Genomic DNA, 18,215 nt, shown 5'->3' with positions numbered 1-18,215 from the left:
CTCGATGAGAGCCGCGCGCGGCTTTACTTTGGTCGAGTTGCTGGTGGTGCTGGTGATACTCGGCGCCCTGACCGGCATGGCCGTGCTCGGCAGTGGCATGGCCGCCAGCCCCGCGCGCCAGCTGAACGACGAGGCCGAGCGTCTGGTTGTCCTGCTGCGCGTGCTGCTCGACGAGGCCGTGCTGGATAACCGCGAATACGGTGTGCGCTTCGAGCGCCAGTCTTACCAGGTGCTGCGTTACGAGCCGCAGCGTGGCCAGTGGCAGGCGCTGGAAGACGACGCCAGGGTGCACGGCCTGCCAGATTGGGTGGAGCTGAACATCGAGCTGGACGAGCAGGCCCTGACCCTGCCCAGTCGCACCGGCAAGGGCGGGGCGAAGCTGCCGGTACCGCAGTTGCTGATCCTCTCCAGCGGCGAGCTCAGCCCGTTCCGCCTGCGCCTGTCCGGGCGCGAGCGCGGTGGGCCGGCACTGCTGATTTCCAGCGACGGTTTCAGCGAGCCGCTGATCGAGGCGGAAAAGTCGCCGGGTAAGGCGCCATGAAGCGCGCGGGCGGTTTTACTCTGCTGGAAGTGCTGGTGGCCCTGGGCATCTTCGCCCTGGTCGCCGCCAGCGTGCTGACCGCCACTGCGCGTTCACTGCAGACCGCCGCGCGCCTGGAAGACAAGACCTTCGCCCTGTGGCTGGCGGACAACCGCCTGCAGGAGCTGCAACTGGCCGAGACGCCGCCGGACGACGGCAGCGAGCAGGGCGAAGAAACTTACGCCGGGCGGCGCTGGCTGTGGCAGAGCGAGGTGCAGGCGACCAGCGAGCCGGGCATGCGCCGCGCCACCGTCTGGGTAGCCCTGCGCCCCGAGGGCGGCCTGCGCGGCAAGGTCGAGGAGCAGGCATTGGTGACGCTGACCGGGTTCCTCGGGGGCGAGCCATGAGACGCAACCGCGGCTTCACCCTGCTCGAACTGCTGATCGCCATCGCCATCTTCGCCTTGCTCGGCCTGGCCACCTACCGCATGTTCGACAGCGTGATGCAGGCCGACCGCAGCCAGCGTGCCCAGGAGCAGCGCCTGCGCGAGCTGACCCGCGCCATGGCCGCCTTCGAACGCGATCTGCTGCAGGTCTGGCCGCGCCCGGTGCGCGACCCGCTGGGCGATGCGCAGCCGGCGCTGCTGGGCGACAGCGGCAAGAGCAGCAGCCTGGAATTCACCCGCAATGGCTGGCGCAATCCGCTGGGCCTGAATCGCGCCACCTTGCAGCGGGTGCGCTGGCAGTTGCAGGGCGAGCAGTGGCAGCGCAGCTACTGGGCGGTGCTGGATCAGGCCCAGGACAGCCAGCCACGGGTGCAGCAGGCCCTGGCCGGAGTGCAGCGCTTCGAGCTGCGTTTTCTCGATGAGGAGGGGCGCTGGTTGCAGAGCTGGCCGCCGGCCAACAGCAGCGCCGAGGAGGCCTTGAGCCAGTTGCCCAGGGCGCTCGAGCTGGTCATCGAGCACCGCCACTATGGCGAGTTGCGGCGTCTCTGGCGCCTGCCGGAAAGCGCTGCGGCGGGCCAGCAGGCGCTGCCCGATGAAAGCGGCGGGGTGGATGGCGGCGAGCTGCTGCCCGAGGAACCGGCCGTGGAGCCGTCGGCATGAGCCGCCAGCGCGGGGTGGCGCTGATCACCGTGCTGCTGGTGGTGGCCCTGGTCAGCGTGGTCTGCACCGGTCTGGTGCTGCGCCAGCAGCTGGCCATTCGCAGCACCGGCAACCAGTTGCTGGTGCGCCAGGCGCAGTACTACGCCGAGGGCGGCGAGCTGCTGGCCAAGGCCATCCTGCAGCGCGACCTGCGCGAGGGCGATCCGCGCCAGCCGCTGGATCATTTGGGCGAGCCCTGGGCCAACCCGAAACTGAGTTTTCCCCTGGACGAGGGTGGCGAGCTGCGCCTGCGCATCATCGACCTGTCCGGGCGCTTCAATCTCAACAGCCTGGCGGCCGGTGGCGAGGCCACGGAAATCGCCCGGCAGCGCCTGCGCCGCCTGCTGGAGCAGCTGCAGTTGCCGCTCGACTATGCCGAACGCCTGCAGGACTGGCTCGACCAGGATCAGGACAACCAGGGTGCCGGCGGTGCCGAGGATGGCCAGTACCTGCTGCTGCAGCCGCCCTACCGCACCGGGCCGGGGCTGATTCGCGAGGTCTCCGAACTGCGCCTGCTGCTGGGTATGAAAGAGGTCGAATACCGGCGCTTGCTGCCTTTCGTCAGCGCCTTGCCGCTGGCGGCCGAGCTGAACGTCAACACCGCCAGCGCGCCGGTGCTGGCCAGCCTGGACGACGGCATTGCGCCGCAGGCGGTGGAGGCGGTGCTGGCCATGCAGCGCCAGGGCGGTTATCGCGACCCCGGCGAGGCCCTGCAACAGCTCGGTGTGGACGCGTCGGCCCAGGGGCTGGCGGTCGGCAGCCAGTATTTCCAAGTGGGCAGCGAGGCCAGCCTGGGCGAGCGCCGCCAGGTGCTGGTCAGTTATCTGCAGCGCGGCAATGATGGGCGCGTCCGCGTCCTGGCGCGCGATCTGGGGCAAAGTGGCATTGCGCCGCCCGAGCCCGTCAAGGAGTCCAAGCAATGAGTGCGCTTTGTCTGTTTCTGCCGCCGGCGGCCTGTGCCGCGGTCGATCCCGAGTTGCCGGTACGGCGCGTGCAGGGCGATGCCGTCGAACAGCTGCCGTTTGCCGCTGCCGTGCCGCCGGCGAACCAGGCCTGGCGCCTGATCCTGCCGGTGGAGGCGGTGACCCTGTGCGCCGTGCAGCTGCCGACCACCAAGGCGCGCTGGCTGCACAAGGCGCTGCCGTTCGCCGTCGAGGAACTGCTGGCCGAGGACGTGGAGCTGTTCCACCTGTGCGTCGGCGAGCCCCTGGCCGATGGCCGCCGGCGCGTGTATGCCGTGCGCCGCGACTGGCTGGCCGGCTGGCTGGCGCCGTGCGGCGAGAGCCTGCCCCAGCGTATCGAAGTGGATGCCGACCTGATCGGCGGAGAAGGCAGCCAGTTGCTCTGCCTGGGCCAGCGCTGGCTGCTCGGCGGCAGCGCCGAGGCGCGCCTGGCCCTGCAGGCGCAAGACTGGCCGCAGCTGCAGGCGCTCTGCCCGTCGCCGCGGGTGGCCCACGTGGCCGCCGGCCAGGCCGCGCCGGCGCAGGTCGACGAATGCCACGAACTGGCCCAGCCCTATGTCTGGCTGGCCCGGCAGAAGGCCGCGGGCAACCTGGCCCAGGGCGCCTTCGCCCGGCGCGAGCCGTCCACCGGGCTGGGGCGCTGGCGGCCGCTGCTGGGGCTGCTCGGCCTGTGGCTGGTGCTGCAGTGGGGGTTCAACCTGGTCCAGGGCTGGCAGCTGCAGCGCGAGGCCGAGGGTTACGCCAGCGCCAGCGAGGCGCTCTATCGCGAGCTGTTCCCGGATGACAGCAAGCTGATCAACCTGCGCGCGCAGTTCGACCAGCACCTGGCCGAAGCCGAGGGCGGCGGGCAGAACCTGCTGCTCGGTCTGCTCGATCAGGCGGCCCGGGTGATCAACGCCGAGGGGGCCCAGGTGCGCGTCGAACAGCTGGATTTCAATGCCCAGCGCGGCGATCTGGCGCTGAACCTGCAGGCGCGCGACTTCGCCGCGCTGGAGCGCTTGCGCACGCGCCTGCAGGAAGCCGGGCTGGCGGTCGAGATGGGCTCGGCCAGCCGCGAGGACAGTGGCGTCAGCGCGCGCCTGGTGATCGGGGGTAATGGATGAGCCGCTTCAATGGTCTGACCGCGCCGCTGCAGGCGCGCCTGGAGCAGCTGGGCTGGCTGCCGTACTGGCGCGGCCTACCGGCCCGGGATCGGCTGGCCCTGGGCCTGCTCGGCCTGTTCCTGCTGCTGGCGCTGCTCTACCTGCTGCTCTGGCGCCCGGCGGCGCAGCAGGTGGTGCAGGCGCGCAATTACCTGCAGCAGCAACGCACGCTGCACCAATATCTGCAGGCGCATGCACCGCAGCTGCGCGCGCAGAGCGGCAAGCCGCAGGTCAGCTTCGAGCCGGCGCAGTTGCAGGGGCTGGTCACCGCCAGCGCCAGCAGCCAGGGGCTGAATATCGAGCGGCTGGACAGCCAGGGCGATGGCGCGGTGCAGGTCAGCCTGCAGCCGGCCGAGTTCAGCCGATTGCTGCGTTGGCTGGTGAGCCTGGACGAGCAGGGCATCCGTGTCGAGGAGGCGGGGCTGGAGCGCGCCGACAAGGAGCTGGTCAGCAGTCGCCTGCTGCTGCGCAGCGGTAGCTGAATTCACTCTTGGCGGGCAAAGCGGCTCGTACGGGCACCAGAATGGCGCAGTGCGACGCTCGGTGAATGGCCTGGCGAACCGGCGAGAAAACTGCCCCGCAGAAAAAACTTCAAGCAGGGTGTTGACTTAGCTCGGGCAGGTGCGTAAATTTCGCCACCTCGCAAGGCTACTCGGGTGATTAGCTCAGCCGGGAGAGCATCTGCCTTACAAGCAGAGGGTCGGCGGTTCGATCCCGTCATCACCCACCATCTCGCTCACGAGGTTACGCGCAGCGGTAGTTCAGTCGGTTAGAATACCGGCCTGTCACGCCGGGGGTCGCGGGTTCGAGTCCCGTCCGCTGCGCCATATCAGAGAAGCCCTCAGCTCGCAAGAGCTGGGGGTTTTTCGCATCTGGCGGAAAAAATTTCGCCGTCATCGCATTGTCATCGGGAATCTTCAGGCTGTTGGCATGGTCCTTGTTTCAACCATGGCCTAACGACAGGAGATAGCCCAATGGATGATTACGTAGAAGAACTGCTCGACTGCCACGCCGATGAGCGCGACCCGGCGGAACCCGCCGAAGACGCCACCGAGCTGTGAGCGCCGTCAGGCCTGCAGGCGCTGGCTGCGGCGGAACTCTCCCGGAGTCTGCCCGCTCCAGCGCTTGAAGGCGCGCTGAAAGGCTTCCGCCGAGGCGAAGCCGAGCAGATAGGCAATTTCGCCGAACGCCAGTTCGGTATCCCTGATATAGGCCATGGCCAGATCGCGGCGGGTGTCGTTGAGAATCGCTCGGTACTGGGTGCCTTCTTCCGCCAGCTTGCGCCGCAGTGTCCACACCGGCAGTTGCAGGCGGGCCGCCACTTCCTCCAGATCCGGTTCCCGGCCATGCAGCAATGGCCCGAGCAGGCGTGTGATGCGCTCGCGCAGGCTGCGGGTGCGGGTCAGCTGCTCCAGTTCCCGTTCGCACAGCGCCAGCAGTTGCTGCCAGGTGCTGGGGCAGTGGGCCAGGCCGCGCCCGGCCAGGGTCGGTTGCTCCAGGCGCAGCTGGTTGGCGCCGGCAGCGAACTCCACCGGGCAGCCGAACAGCTCGCTGTAGCGCTCGGCGTAGCTGGGCGCGGGGAATTCGATCTCGACCTTCTCCACCTTCAGGGCGGCGCCGCCGAGCTGGCTCAGGTGGCTGTACCAGCCGGCCAGCACCGAGTCGACCACGAAGCGGTTGTAGGCGTTGTACGGGCTGATCGAGTAGAAGCGCAGCCAGGCGCCGCGGCTGTCCTCGTGAAAGCTCGACTGGCCGCGGTAGTTGTGCGCGTACAGCGGCTCGAAACGGGTCAGCACCCGCGCCGCTTCGCGCAGGGTCGGGGCCTGGGCCGCCGTGACGCCGGCCAGGCCGAGTTGGCCCATGTGGCTCAGGCGGCCCATGGCCAGGCCCAGGGCCGGGTCGCCGCACAGCTGCATGGCGGCGTGGCCCAGGCGCATGTAGCGCGGGATCGACAGGCGCCCCTGGGGTTCGGCCAAGCGGGCGGCGTCCAGGCCGAACTGGGCCAGCAGGGGCTCCGGGTCCTGGCCCGCTTCGCGCACGGCGGCGATCAGGCCGTGGATGAAACCCACGGACAGGTCGCCCAGGCGCACGCGCCGGCTTTTCATGGGGCGATCCAGAAATTCAGCAGCTTGCTGTGGCTGTCCGGCGAGGCGGCGGTGAGCTGCAGCTGCAGGCGGTCGGTTTGCAGGGGCCACAGGCGGCCGCGCAGGACGGTCACGCCGGCCGCGGTGCTGTGCTGGCGGCGCAGGCTGACCGTCTCGACCAGCGGGCCGCTGCCGCCGTTGCCGCGGGTGCTGAGCCGGTCGTCGCCCAGGACCTGTTCGAAGGTCTGCGGGGTGGCGCTACTGGCGAGCAGGGTCTGGCTGCGCGCCGGGCCGAGAATGCGACCGTCGGCGGCAAAGCTCAGGCCGAAGTCGTGCAGTTCGCCGTGGCCGGTGACGATGCGCCCGTCGATCAGGCGCGGTTCCGGCAGGGTGATGCTGCCGGCGTGCAGGGTCAGTGCGTGCTTGCGCGCCAGCTGGGCGAACAGCTCGAGGTAGTCGTCTGCCGACTGCTGGGCTTTCATGCGCAGCAGCAGTTCGTCGAGCGAGGCCGCTTCGCTGAACCACCAGCTGCGCAGCAGCTTCAGCGGGTTGTTCAGCGCCAGCAGCGGGCGGGCTTCGCGCAGGCTGCGCGCGGCATAGACCTGCGGCTTCTCGTCGCTCAGCAGCAGCCAGGTGCCGATCTGGGCGGGCAGCACCACCACGGTTTGCGGGGTCAGCAGGCCGTTGTCGCGGGCATGCAGCAAGGCGCTGTCGAGCTTGTGGGCGAGTCGCGCGGGGCTGCTGTAGTCGCTGGGGAACAGGGCGGGGTTGAGGCTCAGCAGGTTGCCGTGCCGGCCGGCCGGTCCACCCAGTTGCTCGATATCGCTGCGCAAGTCGGTGAGGTAGTGGCTGGGCGGGTTGTCGTGCAGCCACAAGGCATAGGTGCCAGCGAGGCCGAGCAGCAGGCCGGCGAGCAGCAGGGAGAGCAGAGTACGCATGGCGGTGATGATGATGGGTTCGTCGCTCAGGGTAGGGGAGTGGGCCGGCAAAGCCAAGTCGGGCTGCTATTTTCGATCAATAAGTTGTTAGTTTTGATCATTGAGTGCCCGTCTGCCGCTCTTTATCTTCTGCTGCACAACCGACCGCGCTCCTGTTGAGACCGCGGCACCCCGTGAACTGTTCAAGCCTGCTCTGGAGAACTCCATGACCGCCCACTATCCGCACCTGCTGGCGCCGCTCGATCTCGGCTTCACCACCCTGAAGAACCGTACCCTGATGGGCTCCATGCACACCGGCTTGGAAGAGAAGCCGAACGGCTTCGAGCGCATGGCGGCCTACTTCGCCGAGCGCGCCCGCGGCGGCGTCGGCCTGATGGTCACCGGCGGTATCGGCCCGAACGAGGAAGGCGGCGTGTACTCCGGCGCGGCCAAGCTGACCACCGCCGAGGAAGCCGAGAAGCACAAGATCGTCACCCGCGCCGTGCACGCGGCGGACGGCAAGATTTGCATGCAGATCCTGCATGCCGGTCGCTACGCCTACAGCCCGAAATCGGTGGCACCGAGCGCCATCCAGGCACCGATCAACCCGTTCAAGCCGAAAGAGCTGGACGAGGAAGGCATCGAGAAGCAGATCCAGGACTTCATCACCTGCTCCGTGCTGGCCCAGCAGGCCGAGTACGACGGCGTCGAGATCATGGGTTCGGAAGGCTACTTCATCAACCAGTTCCTTGCCGCCCACACCAACCACCGTACCGACCGCTGGGGCGGCAGCTACGAGAACCGCATGCGTCTGCCGGTGGAGATCGTGCGTCGCGTGCGTGAGGCCGTCGGCCCGAACTTCATCATCATCTATCGTCTGTCCATGCTCGACCTGGTCGAGGGCGGCAGCACCTGGGACGAGATCGTCCTGCTGGCCAAGGCCATCGAGCAGGCCGGCGCCACCCTGATCAACACCGGCATCGGCTGGCACGAGGCGCGTATCCCGACCATCGCCACCAAGGTGCCGCGTGCGGCCTTCACCAAGGTCACCGCCAAGCTCAAGGGCGAAGTGTCGATCCCGCTGATCACCACCAACCGCATCAACACCCCGGAAGTGGCCGAGCAGGTGCTGGCCGAAGGCGATGCCGACATGGTCTCCATGGCCCGTCCGTTCCTCGCCGACCCGGAGTTCGTCAACAAGGCCGCCGCCGGCCGCAGCGACGAGATCAACACCTGCATCGGCTGCAACCAGGCCTGCCTGGACCACACCTTCGGCGGCAAGCTGACCAGCTGCCTGGTCAACCCGCGTGCCTGCCACGAGACCGAGCTGAATTACATTCCGACCACCCAGGTGAAGAAGATCGCCGTGGTCGGCGCCGGCCCGGCCGGGTTGTCCGCCGCCACCGTGGCCGCCGAACGTGGCCACAGCGTGACCCTGTTCGACGCGGCCGGCGAGATCGGCGGCCAGTTCAACGTGGCCAAGCGCGTGCCGGGCAAGGAAGAGTTCTTCGAGACCCTGCGCTACTTCAAGCGCAAGCTGGAAACCACCGGCGTCGACCTGCGCCTGAATACCCGCGTCAGCGTCGACGACCTGGTCAAGGGCGGCTTCGACGAGATCATCCTGGCCACCGGTATCGCCCCGCGTACCCCGGCCATCGAAGGCATCGACAACGCCAAGGTGATCAGCTACCTGGATGCCATCCTGCAGCGCAAGCCGGTCGGGCAGAAGGTCGCGGTGATCGGTGCCGGCGGCATCGGTTTCGACGTGTCCGAGTTCATCACCCACCAGGGCGAGGCCACCAGCCAGAATCGCGAGGCGTTCTGGAAGGAGTGGGGCATCGACGGCGCACTGGAGGCCCGTGGCGGCGTGGCGGGGATCAAGGCCGAAGTGCACCCGGCGGCGCGCGAAGTGTTCCTCCTGCAGCGCAAGAAGACCAAGGTCGGCGACGGCCTGGGCAAGACCACCGGCTGGATCCACCGCACCGGGCTGAAGAACAAGAACGTGCAGATGCTCAACTCGGTCGAGTACCTCAAGGTCGACGACGCCGGCCTGCATATTCGCATCGGCGAAGGCGAGCCGCAGGTGCTGCCGGTGGACACCGTGGTCGTCTGCGCCGGCCAGGACCCGCTGCGCGAGCTGCAGGATGGTCTGGTTGCCGCCGGGCAGAGCGTGCACCTGATCGGCGGTGCCGACGTGGCTGCCGAGCTGGACGCCAAGCGGGCGATCAACCAGGGCTCGCGCCTCGCCGCCGAGCTCTGATAGCAAACGCCCCGCCCAGTGCGGGGCGTTTTGCATGTGGCTGACAATAACAAGGAGAAACCCATGTCCACCGATCTTCAACTGCAACCGGCGGCCTGCGCCACCCTGCAGCGCTGGCATCAGTTCATCGAGGCCCAAGACCTGCGCCAGCTGCCCGAGCTGCTGCACCCGCAGGCGGTGTTCCGCTCGCCGATGGCGCACACCCCTTATCCTGGCGCGCCGATGGTCAACCTGATCCTCAATACCGTGCTGCAGGTGTTCGAGGATTTCGCTTACCACCGCGAGCTGGCCAGCGCCGATGGCTTGAGCGTGGTGCTGGAGTTCAGCGCCCGGGTCGGCGAGCGCGAGCTCAAGGGCATCGACATGATCCGCTTCGACGAGACGGGCAAGATCGTCGAGTTCGAGGTGATGATCCGTCCGATGAGCGGCCTACAGGCCCTCGGCGAGGAGATGGGCCGGCGTCTGGCGCCTTTCCTGGCGGGCAAACCGGCCTGATTGTCCCCGACCGCATCACAGTTTCACCCTGCCGATGGCCGTTCGTGGCTGGCTGGCGGGGTGACTGCCAACCCAATCACATTGCCCGCTTTGCATTTTCCCCTAGACTTGCCCGAGGCAGGGAGCAGTGCCTGTTTTACCGCTTTCGCGTGCCCAGGAAGAAGGCCCGCAAGACAGTAAGTATCAGCCTGGTGCCGCGAGGAACGTCATGAGCATGCAGAACAAGCCGCAGATGGTCGAAGCCGTGATGTTCTTCAGCGAACAGCGCGGTGTCTGCAAGGAGATGTTTTTCCCCGAGTTCGAGGCTCTGCTCGATGGCGTGGTGAACATGCCCGAGTTCGCCGACGAGCAGGTGCGCATGGCCTACCTGCTGATCAACCCGCGCCTGATGATTCGCGCCGTGGTGTTCTTCTACCTGGACTTTGACGACAAGGGCGCCGCCGACAAGGGCTGGAACCTGCCGTTGCGCCATCTCGCCGACAATGCCGGACGCGGCCCGGACATGGGCGCCGGGCCGATTCGTCTGGCCTGCCGCAGCCAGTGCCCGGTGTCCTGGCACCAGATGCACCTGTGGGACCCGAGCCTGGCCCCCGGCAAGAACGACCTAGTGCTGCTGCGCGACGCAGTCAAGCGCAATGCCCTGGGCATCCTGGTGGAGGACGATTCGGCCGCCGTGGTGCTGCCCGAGCGCCTGCACATGGTCGCCGAGGACAAGTGGCAGGCGCCCGATCCCGAGCGCGATGCGGCCCAGCAGCTGGCGCTGCAGCAGGCCGAGCGCAAGGACCAGGAGCATCGCCTGAAGACCGCCCAGCTGATCAAGCAGCAGCGCCTGCGCATCAGCACCCTGGGCAAGCAACACGAAGAGGAGCTGGCGCGCCTCAGGCTGGCCGGCGAGGAACAGCAGCGCGCCCTGCAGACCGAAGTCCACAACCTGCACCAGGCGCTGCGCCAGCAGGAAGAGCTGAATGCCACCCTGAAGGAGCAGCTGAACGGCCAGGGCGATATCCTGCAGAAGAATCGCGAGGAAATGACCCAGCAGCTGCGCGCCCTGGAACGCCACGGGCGTACCGAGGTGGACATCCTGCGCTCGCAGTTCGAGAGCGAGCTGCAAGCCAAGGTCGCCGCGGCGGTGGCCGAATACAAGGAACAGGTGGCCGTGCGCGACGTCGAGCTGGCCTACCGCGGCGAGCAGGACGCGCAATTGCAGCAGGAGCTGGAGCGCCTCAAGCGCGAGCGCGACGAGTTCGCCAGCCAGGGCGGCGAGCAGATTCTCGAGCGTCTGGCCAAACTCGGCGTGGTGTTCGTGGTCTACCACCCGGGCGCCGGCCACCTGACCATCCCGCTGCAGGATATCGCCCGTTACCAGGACAACCCGATGAGCTACGCCGCGGCCAAGTGCTTCGTTTCCGAGGCGCAGTACCGCCAGTGGCTGAGCCATTATCAGCAGCCGACCTGCGAGGCCAGCCTGCCTTCCGGTGCCCGTTGCGCCATACCGATCGACCGGGTGGAAACCCCCAGCCGCTTCATCATCGGCGACTCCAACTGCTGTGCCCGGCACAAGGCTGGCAGCCGTCTGCGTACCGTCGGCTAGTGCCGCTGCGTGTCCCGCACTGGGCGCCTGGCGCGCCCCTGCAGCCGTTACCCCTGCACTGGCTGAGTGCCGCCGCCGTCGAGGTCGCGGTGCTGCGCCTCGACCTGCTCGATCCGCTGGTTTCCGGCAACAAGTGGTTCAAGCTGCAGCCGCACCTGCACGCCGCCGCAGCCGCCGGGGCTGAAGGCCTGATCAGCCTGGGCGGGGCCCACTCCAATCATCTGCATGCCCTGGCAGCCGCCGGCCGGCGTTTCGGTTTCACCACGGTGGGGCTGCTGCGCGGCGAGCCGCAGGACACCCCGACCAGCCGCGATCTGCAGGCTCTGGGCATGCACCTGCACTGGCTGGGCTACGGCGGCTATCGCGCGCGCCATCGAGCGGACTTCTGGGCGCCCTGGCTTGCGCGTTATCCGCAGCTGCAGCCGGTGCCCGAGGGCGGCGCCGGGCTGGCGGCGGCGCAGGCCTGTGCCGCCATCGTCGAACTGGCCCGCCAGCAGTTGGCGCAGTTCGGCTGGGCCGACTACCAGGGCTGGTGGCTGGCGGCCGGCACGGGCACCACCCTGGCCGGGCTGGTGCTGGCCGAGGGCGGTCGCCGCCCGGTGCACGGCGCCATGGCCGTACCCGCCGGGCACGGTGTGGAAAGCACCGTGGCCAGGTTGCTGGGTGAGGCCGGTCAGGCCGCCGTCGGCTATCGTCTGCTGGATGCCAGTCGGGGCGGCTTCGCCCGGATCGACGATGAGTTGCTGGGCTTCCTGCTGGCCACGGAAGCCGAGGCCGGCGTGCCGCTGGAGCCGGTCTACACGGCGAAAGCGCTGCTGGCATTGCGCCGCGAGGTTGAGGCCGGTTACTTTGCGCCAGGCACCCGTCTGTTGTTCCTGCACACGGGTGGGCTGCAAGGGCGCCGGCCCGTGGCGCAGCGCCTGCAGGATCTGGCTGGCCGCTGAAGCGTGGTGCCGGCAAGCATAATTGAAGGATAGGTTCTGATGAGTGAGCCCCTGAACCCCGAGCAGTTGCGCAGTTTCACTCCGCTCAACGTGCTGTCCGAGCAGCAGTGGCGGGAGTTGCGCAGCCAGCTGGTGCCGCAGCATGTGCTGGCCGGGCAGCTGCTGTTCCGCCAGGGCGATCAGGCCCGCACCACCTATTACCTGCTTTCCGGCGAACTGCTGCTGCGCGCGGCGGATGGCCAGGAAGAGCGTCTGCAGGCCGGCACGGCCGCCAGTTGCCACCCGCTGTCACCGAGCCTGCCACGCCTGCACGAGGCGCGGGCGCTGAGCGATGCCAGCGTGCTGGCGCTGGACAGCGCCACCCTGGGACGGCTGCTGACCTGGCGCCTGGCCTACCAGGACCTGCTGCTGGAGCTGTCCGGCAATGGCGAAGACAGCGAATGGCTGGAGCGTCTGCTGGAAAACCCGCTATTCGCCAAGGTGCCGCCGGCCAACGTGCGCGAGATGCTCGAGCGTCTGCACCCGATCGACCTGCCGGCCGGCAGCCGGGTGCTGGTCGAGGGCGAGACGGGCGACTGCTGCTACTTTCTCAAGAGTGGGCGTGCCGAGGTGATTCGCGGTGCCGACAGTGCCCGCCAGGTGCTGGCCGAGCTGGAGATCGGCTCCTGCTTCGGCGAGGAGGCGCTGCTCTCCGACCTGCCGCGCAATGCCAGCGTCACCCTGCTGGAGCCCGGCGTGGTGCTGCGCCTGGATCGCCAGGATTTCTTCGCCTTGCTCAAGGCACCGGTGGTCGACGAGGTGTCCTTCGGCGAGGCCGCGCGTTTGCTCGGCAGCGGCGCGCAGTGGCTGGATGTGCGCCTGCAGGACGAGTACGAACGTTCCCATGCCCAGCACAGCCTGAACATGCCCCTGCACCTGCTGCGCCTGAAGGCGCGCCTGCTGGACAAGGGCAAGACCTACCTGTGCTACTGCGACAGCGGCAAGCGCAGCGCCAGTGCGGTATTTCTCCTCTCGCAGCTGGGCTTCAGCGCCTATGCCCTGCGCGACGGCCTGGATGCCTTGCCGCCGATCCAGCGCGATGCTCTGTTGTGCGAGAGCGGTCCCGGCTACCTGGCGCGCTCCGGTGGGCGCACCGAGCGCAGTCACTGAGCGACAGGGCAGACGGCGGCTGCGGTGGCCGCTCAGGCTGTGCAGGGTGGATCACGCTGGGCTTCTCCACCAGCGCGGCGATAGGTCGCGCTTTCCTATGGGGAAGCGCGGCTCGGCCAGTCGTCACTGACCAAGAAGGCCCGCTCGGCTTCCCGCCAGTCACCCTCGACACCCGGCTGCAGGCGCACCAGCAGTTGCGCGGGAGCGTCGGCGGGCAACTGCCGCAGCCAGTCGGCCAGCTGGCCGGCGCTCCATAGCTGATCCGCCTCCAGGCGTGCCGGCGCCAGCCAGGCCTGGCGCGGCAGAAGCTGCCAGTGCGCCTCTTTATCCTGCTCGGTGAAGTCCGCCCATTCCCGCCGATGCAACCAGCGTCCGCGCAGATGCCGCGAATCGGCGCCGACAGGTGCATGGCAGTCGCCTGTCCAGGGATAGAACAGGTAGCCGCTCAGCCACAGGCCAGGGCACGGCGCTTCCTGGCAGATGCCGGCCAAGGCGCTGCGCGCCTGCGGCGTTGCCGATAGCTGCAGCTGGTGCCCGGCCATATGCTGCAGCTTGAGCCCGAGGCGATCCTCGCTGGCCGGCCCCAGCCAGTGGCCGGGATCTTCGCCGGGGTGCCGGCGTGGCCCGAGGTAGAGTTTGATCGCCAGCTCCAGGTGATGCACGCCGTCGTCATCGCGCAGCAGCAGATCCAGTTCGCCGAGGGTCTTGCCCTGGGCGCGGATTGGCAGGTTAGCGGCCAGCAACTGCACATCCGGCGCCGCCTGCAGGGCGAATTGCCAGAGGCGTTCGTAGTAGCGGCCCAGGCGGCTGGAACCGCCGGCGAGAAAGTGCAGCAGGGCTGAGCTGTCCCGTTCTTGCTGCAGCAGCCAGTCGCTCAGCAGCCGTGGCTCGGCCAGCCAGATGCTGGCGGCCAGCGGGTGGCGCAGTGGCAGCTGCGCGTCAGCGTGCAGCAGCGGCGGGGCGAGCAGGGTCCAGGCCAGGTCGCGTACCTGGGGCTGGCGCAGCTGGCCGAGCAATTCGTCGAGTAGGGGCAGGCTGTTCATTTGCCGAGCATAGCCGAGGCCGGTTTGCCGCTGTGCCGGCCTTTCGCCCATAATCCGGGCATTCCTCCCGTTGCAGAGCGCCCCATGGAGCAATTTCGCAATATCGGCATCATCGGTCGTCTGGGCAGCTCCCAGGCGCTGGATACCATCCGCCGCCTGAAAAACTTCCTGCTCGAACGTCATCTGCACGTGATCCTCGAAGACACCATCGCCGAGGCCTTGCCCGGCCACGGCCTGCAGACCTCGTCGCGCAAGCTGCTGGGTGAAGTCTGCGACCTGGTGATAGTGGTCGGCGGCGACGGCAGCATGCTCGGCGCCGCGCGTGCCCTGGCCCGTCACCAGATCCCGGTGCTCGGCATCAACCGCGGCAGCCTGGGCTTTCTCACCGACATTCGTCCGGACGAGCTGGAAGTGAAGGTCGCCGGGGTGCTCGAAGGCAACTTCCTCGAAGAGAGCCGCTTCCTGCTGGAGGCCGAAGTGCGCCGCCACGGCGAAGCCATCGGCCAGGGCGACGCGCTCAACGACGTGGTGCTGCACCCGGGCAAGTCGACCAAGATGATCGAATTCGAACTGTACATCGACGGCCAGTTCGTCTGCAGCCAGAAGGCCGACGGCCTGATCATCGCCACGCCGACCGGCTCCACCGCCTATTCGCTGTCCGCCGGCGGGCCGATCATGCACCCCAAGCTGGACGCCATGGTCATCGTGCCGATGTACCCGCACACCCTGTCCAGCCGGCCGATCGTGGTCGATGGCAACAGCGAGCTGAAGGTGGTGGTGGCCGCCGACCTGCCGATCTATCCGCTGGTCTCTTGCGATGGCCAGAACCACTTCACCTGCGCCCCCGGCGACACCATCACGGTGGCCAAGAAGCCGCAGAAGCTGCGCCTGATCCACCCGCTCGACCACAACTACTACGAGGCCTGCCGCACCAAGCTCGGCTGGGGCAGCCGCCTCGGTGGGCAGGACTGACATGTACCTCGACCCGGCCCGCGGCTACGACCTGATCGGCGATGTGCACGGCTGTGCCCATAGCCTGGAGCGTCTGCTGGTCCAGCTGGGCTACCAGCGCCAGGCCGGTGTCTGGCGTCACCCGCGGCGCATGGCGCTGTTCCTCGGCGACATCATCGACCGCGGCCCGCACATCCGCGAGGCGCTGCACCTGGTCCACGACATGGTCGCCGCCGGCCAGGCGCTGTGCATCATGGGCAACCACGAGTACAACGCCCTCGGTTGGGTCACTCCGGCCCCGGCCGACAGCCGCCGGCAGTTCGTGCGCGAGCACACGCCGCGGCACAAGCGCCTGCTGCAGCAGACCCTGGAGCAGTTCGAGGGCCATCCCGGCGACTGGCACGATTTCCTCGCCTGGTTCTACCAGTTGCCGCTGTTCCTCGACGCCGGGCGGTTCCGCCTGGTGCATGCCTGCTGGGACGGCGGGCTGATCGAAGGGCTGCGCAAGCAGTACCCGGACGGGCGCATCGACCCGGCCTTCGTCCAGGCCTCGGCGGTGCCCGGCAGCTTCGCCAACCGGGTGTTCGAGCGCCTGCTGCGCGGCACCGACATGCGCCTGCCCCAGGGCCTGACCCTGACCAGCGAGGAGGGCTTCAGCCGCGCCTTCTTTCGCACCAAGTTCTGGGAAGACAACCCGCAGACCTACGGCGATGTGGTGTTCCAGCCCGATGCGCTGCCCGAGGACGTGGCCCGCACCCCGCTGTCGCCGGCCGACCGCAACCGCCTGCTGCAATACGGCCTGGACCAGCCGATGCTGTTCGTCGGCCATTACTGGCGCCGGGGCCGCCCGGCGCCGATTCGCGCCAACCTGGCCTGCCTGGACTACAGCGCGGTGATGGCCGGCAAGCTGGTGGCCTATCGCCTCGACGAGGAAACGCAGATCGATCCGGACAAGTTCGTCTGGGTCGAGGTCGATCCGCCGGAGGCCCCGCGATGAGCGCCGTGGCGGCCCTGCGCCGGCCCCTGGGCGAGGACCTGAGCGGCTTTATCGCCCTGTTGCGCCAGCTGCGGGTGCCACACCGGGTCAGCGAGGAGTCCGGCGAGCAGGTGCTGTGGGTGGCCGACGAAGCCCAGGCCGAAGGCGTGCGCGGGCTGTATCAGCGCTACCCGCAGGGCGGCGGGGGAGAGGCGTTACCCGTAGGCGAGCAACGCTCGACGCGCCCGGGCATCCTCAGCCAGCTGCGCGCCAGCCCGCTGACCGCGCTGATGCTGCTGCTCACCCTGATCGTTGCCGCGCTCACCGGGCTGGGTGGCAACCACGCCGCCATGCACTGGCTGACCTTCCAGGACTACCGGATCGCCGGCCAGTACGCCTACTTCACGCCCTGGCAGGACAGCCTACAGGCCGGGCAGTGGTGGCGCCTGGTCACGCCGATGCTGATCCACTTCGGCTGGCTGCACCTGGCCATGAACGCCATGTGGTACTGGGAGCTGGGGCGGCGCATCGAGGCGCGCCAGGGCGGTTTGCTGCTGCTCGGCCTGAGCCTGGTGTTCAGCCTGCTGTCCAATCTGGCGCAGTTCGGCTTCGGCGGTGCCGGCCTGTTCGGCGGCCTGTCCGGGGTGCTCTATGGCCTGCTTGGCTACTGCTGGATCTTCCAGCTGCTGGCGCCGACCCCGGCCTACGCCTTGCCGCGCGGGGTGCTGGCGATGATGCTGATCTGGCTGCTGGTGTGCCTGAGCGGCGCCATCGATCTGCTCGGTTTCGGCGCCATCGCCAACGCCGCACATGTCGGCGGCTTGCTGGCCGGATGTGCCGCTGGCCTCTTGGGCGGTGCACTGGCGCGTGCGCGCCGGTAAACTGACCGCCTGTTTCCGTGATTTGCTGTTGGAGTTGCCGATGTCGTCCTTTGCCGAAATGATCGAAAACATCACCCCCGAGATCTACCAGAACCTGAAACTGGCGGTGGAAATCGGCAAGTGGCCGGATGGCCGCAAGCTCAGCCAGGAGCAGAAGGAGCTGTCGCTGCAGGCGATGATCGCCTGGGAAGCGCAGAACCTCCCCGAGGAAGAGCGCACCGGCTACATGGGCGAGCAGGCCTGCGAGTCGCATGCCGAGCCGATTCCGAACCTCCTGTTCAAGTCCAATGACATGCTGCACTGAGAGCGCTCGATGAATGAGTTAGGGCGCGGTGCGCTGAGCAAGATGGCGGCGCGCCTGGATGCGCCGGTGCAGTACAGCTTTCGCCTGGACGAGCGGGAAATACCGGTCAACCCGCTGCTGGGCCAGCGCATCCGCTTGGAGTTCCTCGGCGCCATCCATTGCTGCCACTGCGGGCGCAAGACCAAGAAAAGCTTCGCCCAGGGCTACTGCTATCCCTGTTTCACCAAGCTGGCGCAGTGCGACAGCTGCATCATGAGCCCCGAGCGCTGCCACTACGATGCTGGCACCTGCCGCGAGCCGCAGTGGGGCGAGCAGTTCTGCATGACCGATCACGTGGTCTACCTGGCCAACTCCTCGGGGATCAAGGTCGGCATCACCCGTGCCAGCCAGATTCCCACGCGCTGGCTGGACCAGGGCGCCAGCCAGGCGCTGCCGATCTTCCGCGTGGCCACCCGCCAGCAGTCCGGTTTCGTCGAAGACCTGCTGCGCAGCCAGGTGGCGGACAAGACCAACTGGCGCGCGCTGCTCAAGGGCGATGCCGTGCCGGTGGACCTGCCAGCGGTGCGCGAGCAGCTGATGAGCAGCTGCGCCGAAGGCATCAGCGCGCTGCAGCAGCGCTTCGGCCTGCAGGCGATCCAGCCGCTCGGCGATGCCGAGGTGGTGGAAATCCGCTACCCGGTCGAGGCCTACCCGACCAAGGTGGCCAGCCACGACCTGGAGAAGACCCCGGTGGTGGAGGGTATCCTCAAGGGCATCAAGGGCCAGTACCTGATCCTCGACACGGGCGTGATCAACCTGCGCAAATACACGGCCTACCAGGTCGCCGTACTCACCGAATAAGAGGCCACAAGC

The 18,215-nt window shown here is 68.1% G+C and carries 19 protein-coding genes and 2 tRNA genes; 18 read left to right on the top strand and 3 right to left on the bottom strand.

The annotated features are described in order from the left end of the window. The first annotated feature begins 4 nt into the window (after positions 1 to 4). From gspH to F3I16_RS19200, 8 genes are all read left to right on the top strand, one after another. Positions 5 to 541: a type II secretion system minor pseudopilin GspH gene (gspH, locus tag F3I16_RS19235; RefSeq protein ID WP_160495138.1), complete on the top strand. Its 537-nt coding sequence runs from the start codon at positions 5 to 7 to the stop codon at positions 539 to 541. Continuing rightward, a complete protein-coding gene (gspI, locus tag F3I16_RS19230; RefSeq protein WP_160495137.1) occupies positions 538 to 927 on the top strand; it encodes a type II secretion system minor pseudopilin GspI in 390 nt (129 codons plus the stop codon). Before gspH ends, gspI begins: the two co-directional genes overlap by 4 nt. After that, on the top strand, positions 924 to 1,625 hold the full coding sequence (gspJ, locus tag F3I16_RS19225) for a type II secretion system minor pseudopilin GspJ (RefSeq protein ID WP_160495136.1): 702 nt from the start codon (positions 924 to 926) through the stop codon (positions 1,623 to 1,625). The genes gspI and gspJ overlap by 4 nt, the downstream gene beginning before the upstream one ends. Continuing rightward, on the top strand, positions 1,622 to 2,587 hold the full coding sequence (gene gspK, locus F3I16_RS19220) for a type II secretion system minor pseudopilin GspK (RefSeq protein WP_160495135.1): 966 nt from the start codon (positions 1,622 to 1,624) through the stop codon (positions 2,585 to 2,587). The genes gspJ and gspK overlap by 4 nt, the downstream gene beginning before the upstream one ends. Next, positions 2,584 to 3,729, top strand: coding sequence for a type II secretion system protein GspL (gene gspL / locus F3I16_RS19215; RefSeq protein WP_160495134.1), 1,146 nt, complete (start codon positions 2,584 to 2,586; stop codon positions 3,727 to 3,729). The genes gspK and gspL overlap by 4 nt, the downstream gene beginning before the upstream one ends. Then, positions 3,726 to 4,250 carry a type II secretion system protein M gene (locus F3I16_RS19210; protein ID WP_160495133.1) on the top strand — a complete coding sequence of 175 codons (525 nt, stop codon included), beginning with the start codon at positions 3,726 to 3,728 and terminating at the stop codon, positions 4,248 to 4,250. Before gspL ends, F3I16_RS19210 begins: the two co-directional genes overlap by 4 nt. Positions 4,251 to 4,422: 172 nt before the next feature. Beyond that, positions 4,423 to 4,498 (top strand) — tRNA-Val (locus F3I16_RS19205). Between the two features lie 20 nt (positions 4,499 to 4,518). Beyond that, positions 4,519 to 4,595, top strand: a tRNA-Asp gene (locus F3I16_RS19200). A gap of 240 nt (positions 4,596 to 4,835) precedes the next feature. Here F3I16_RS19200 and F3I16_RS19195 read toward each other — a convergent pair. Beyond that, positions 4,836 to 5,873 carry an AraC family transcriptional regulator gene (locus F3I16_RS19195; RefSeq protein WP_160495132.1) on the bottom strand — a complete coding sequence of 346 codons (1,038 nt, stop codon included), beginning with the start codon at positions 5,871 to 5,873 and terminating at the stop codon, positions 4,836 to 4,838. After that, positions 5,870 to 6,847: a hydrolase gene (locus tag F3I16_RS19190; protein WP_160495131.1), complete on the bottom strand. Its 978-nt coding sequence runs from the start codon at positions 6,845 to 6,847 to the stop codon at positions 5,870 to 5,872. Before F3I16_RS19190 ends, F3I16_RS19195 begins: the two co-directional genes overlap by 4 nt. A gap of 148 nt (positions 6,848 to 6,995) precedes the next feature. Here F3I16_RS19190 and F3I16_RS19185 point away from each other — a divergent pair, with 148 nt between their 5' ends. From F3I16_RS19185 to F3I16_RS19165, 5 genes are all read left to right on the top strand, one after another. Next, entirely contained in the window at positions 6,996 to 9,029 is a 2,034-nt protein-coding gene (locus tag F3I16_RS19185; RefSeq protein WP_160495130.1) for an NADPH-dependent 2,4-dienoyl-CoA reductase, read from the top strand. A 63-nt stretch (positions 9,030 to 9,092) separates the two neighbouring features. Beyond that, a complete protein-coding gene (locus F3I16_RS19180) occupies positions 9,093 to 9,524 on the top strand; it encodes a nuclear transport factor 2 family protein (RefSeq protein ID WP_160495129.1) in 432 nt (143 codons plus the stop codon). Positions 9,525 to 9,732: 208 nt separating this feature from the next. Beyond that, positions 9,733 to 11,115 carry a chromosome partitioning protein ParA gene (locus F3I16_RS19175; protein ID WP_160495128.1) on the top strand — a complete coding sequence of 461 codons (1,383 nt, stop codon included), beginning with the start codon at positions 9,733 to 9,735 and terminating at the stop codon, positions 11,113 to 11,115. Next, complete coding sequence (locus tag F3I16_RS19170) at positions 11,115 to 12,059, top strand: pyridoxal-phosphate dependent enzyme (protein ID WP_160495127.1); 945 nt, start codon at positions 11,115 to 11,117, stop codon at positions 12,057 to 12,059. The genes F3I16_RS19175 and F3I16_RS19170 overlap by 1 nt, the downstream gene beginning before the upstream one ends. Positions 12,060 to 12,098: 39 nt before the next feature. Beyond that, positions 12,099 to 13,208, top strand: coding sequence for a cyclic nucleotide-binding domain-containing protein (locus tag F3I16_RS19165; RefSeq protein WP_160495126.1), 1,110 nt, complete (start codon positions 12,099 to 12,101; stop codon positions 13,206 to 13,208). A 95-nt stretch (positions 13,209 to 13,303) separates the two neighbouring features. On the opposite strand, the gene F3I16_RS19160 is transcribed toward F3I16_RS19165, so the two are convergent. Further along, entirely contained in the window at positions 13,304 to 14,251 is a 948-nt protein-coding gene (locus F3I16_RS19160; RefSeq protein WP_256670235.1) for a DUF1853 family protein, read from the bottom strand. An 84-nt stretch (positions 14,252 to 14,335) separates the two neighbouring features. On the opposite strand from F3I16_RS19160, the gene F3I16_RS19155 reads away from it, so the two are divergent. Genes F3I16_RS19155 through F3I16_RS19135 form a run of 5 tightly spaced genes read left to right on the top strand, consistent with a single transcriptional unit; the run spans position 14,336 to position 18,203 of the window. Continuing rightward, on the top strand, positions 14,336 to 15,223 hold the full coding sequence (locus F3I16_RS19155) for an NAD(+) kinase (RefSeq protein ID WP_160079512.1): 888 nt from the start codon (positions 14,336 to 14,338) through the stop codon (positions 15,221 to 15,223). 1 nt (position 15,224) lies between these two features. Further along, the gene (locus F3I16_RS19150; RefSeq protein WP_160495124.1) at positions 15,225 to 16,199 is read left to right on the top strand and encodes a metallophosphoesterase; all 975 of its coding nucleotides are present in this window, start codon (positions 15,225 to 15,227) and stop codon (positions 16,197 to 16,199) included. Next, on the top strand, positions 16,196 to 17,059 hold the full coding sequence (locus tag F3I16_RS19145) for a rhomboid family intramembrane serine protease (RefSeq protein WP_160495123.1): 864 nt from the start codon (positions 16,196 to 16,198) through the stop codon (positions 17,057 to 17,059). Before F3I16_RS19150 ends, F3I16_RS19145 begins: the two co-directional genes overlap by 4 nt. 40 nt (positions 17,060 to 17,099) lie before the next feature. Continuing rightward, positions 17,100 to 17,363 (top strand): YeaC family protein, encoded by a 264-nt coding sequence (locus F3I16_RS19140; protein WP_160495122.1) that lies wholly within the window; start codon positions 17,100 to 17,102, stop codon positions 17,361 to 17,363. A 9-nt stretch (positions 17,364 to 17,372) separates the two neighbouring features. Next, positions 17,373 to 18,203 (top strand): DUF2797 domain-containing protein, encoded by an 831-nt coding sequence (locus F3I16_RS19135; RefSeq protein WP_178116692.1) that lies wholly within the window; start codon positions 17,373 to 17,375, stop codon positions 18,201 to 18,203. The last annotated feature ends 12 nt before the right edge of the window (positions 18,204 to 18,215 follow it).

The sequence above is a fragment of the Pseudomonas sp. L-22-4S-12 genome, from assembly GCF_009799935.1.
Taxonomy (GTDB): domain Bacteria; phylum Pseudomonadota; class Gammaproteobacteria; order Pseudomonadales; family Pseudomonadaceae; genus Aquipseudomonas.
The sequence above is the reverse complement of the archived record's forward strand: the minus strand, read 5'-3'. Positions and strand labels throughout refer to the sequence as shown.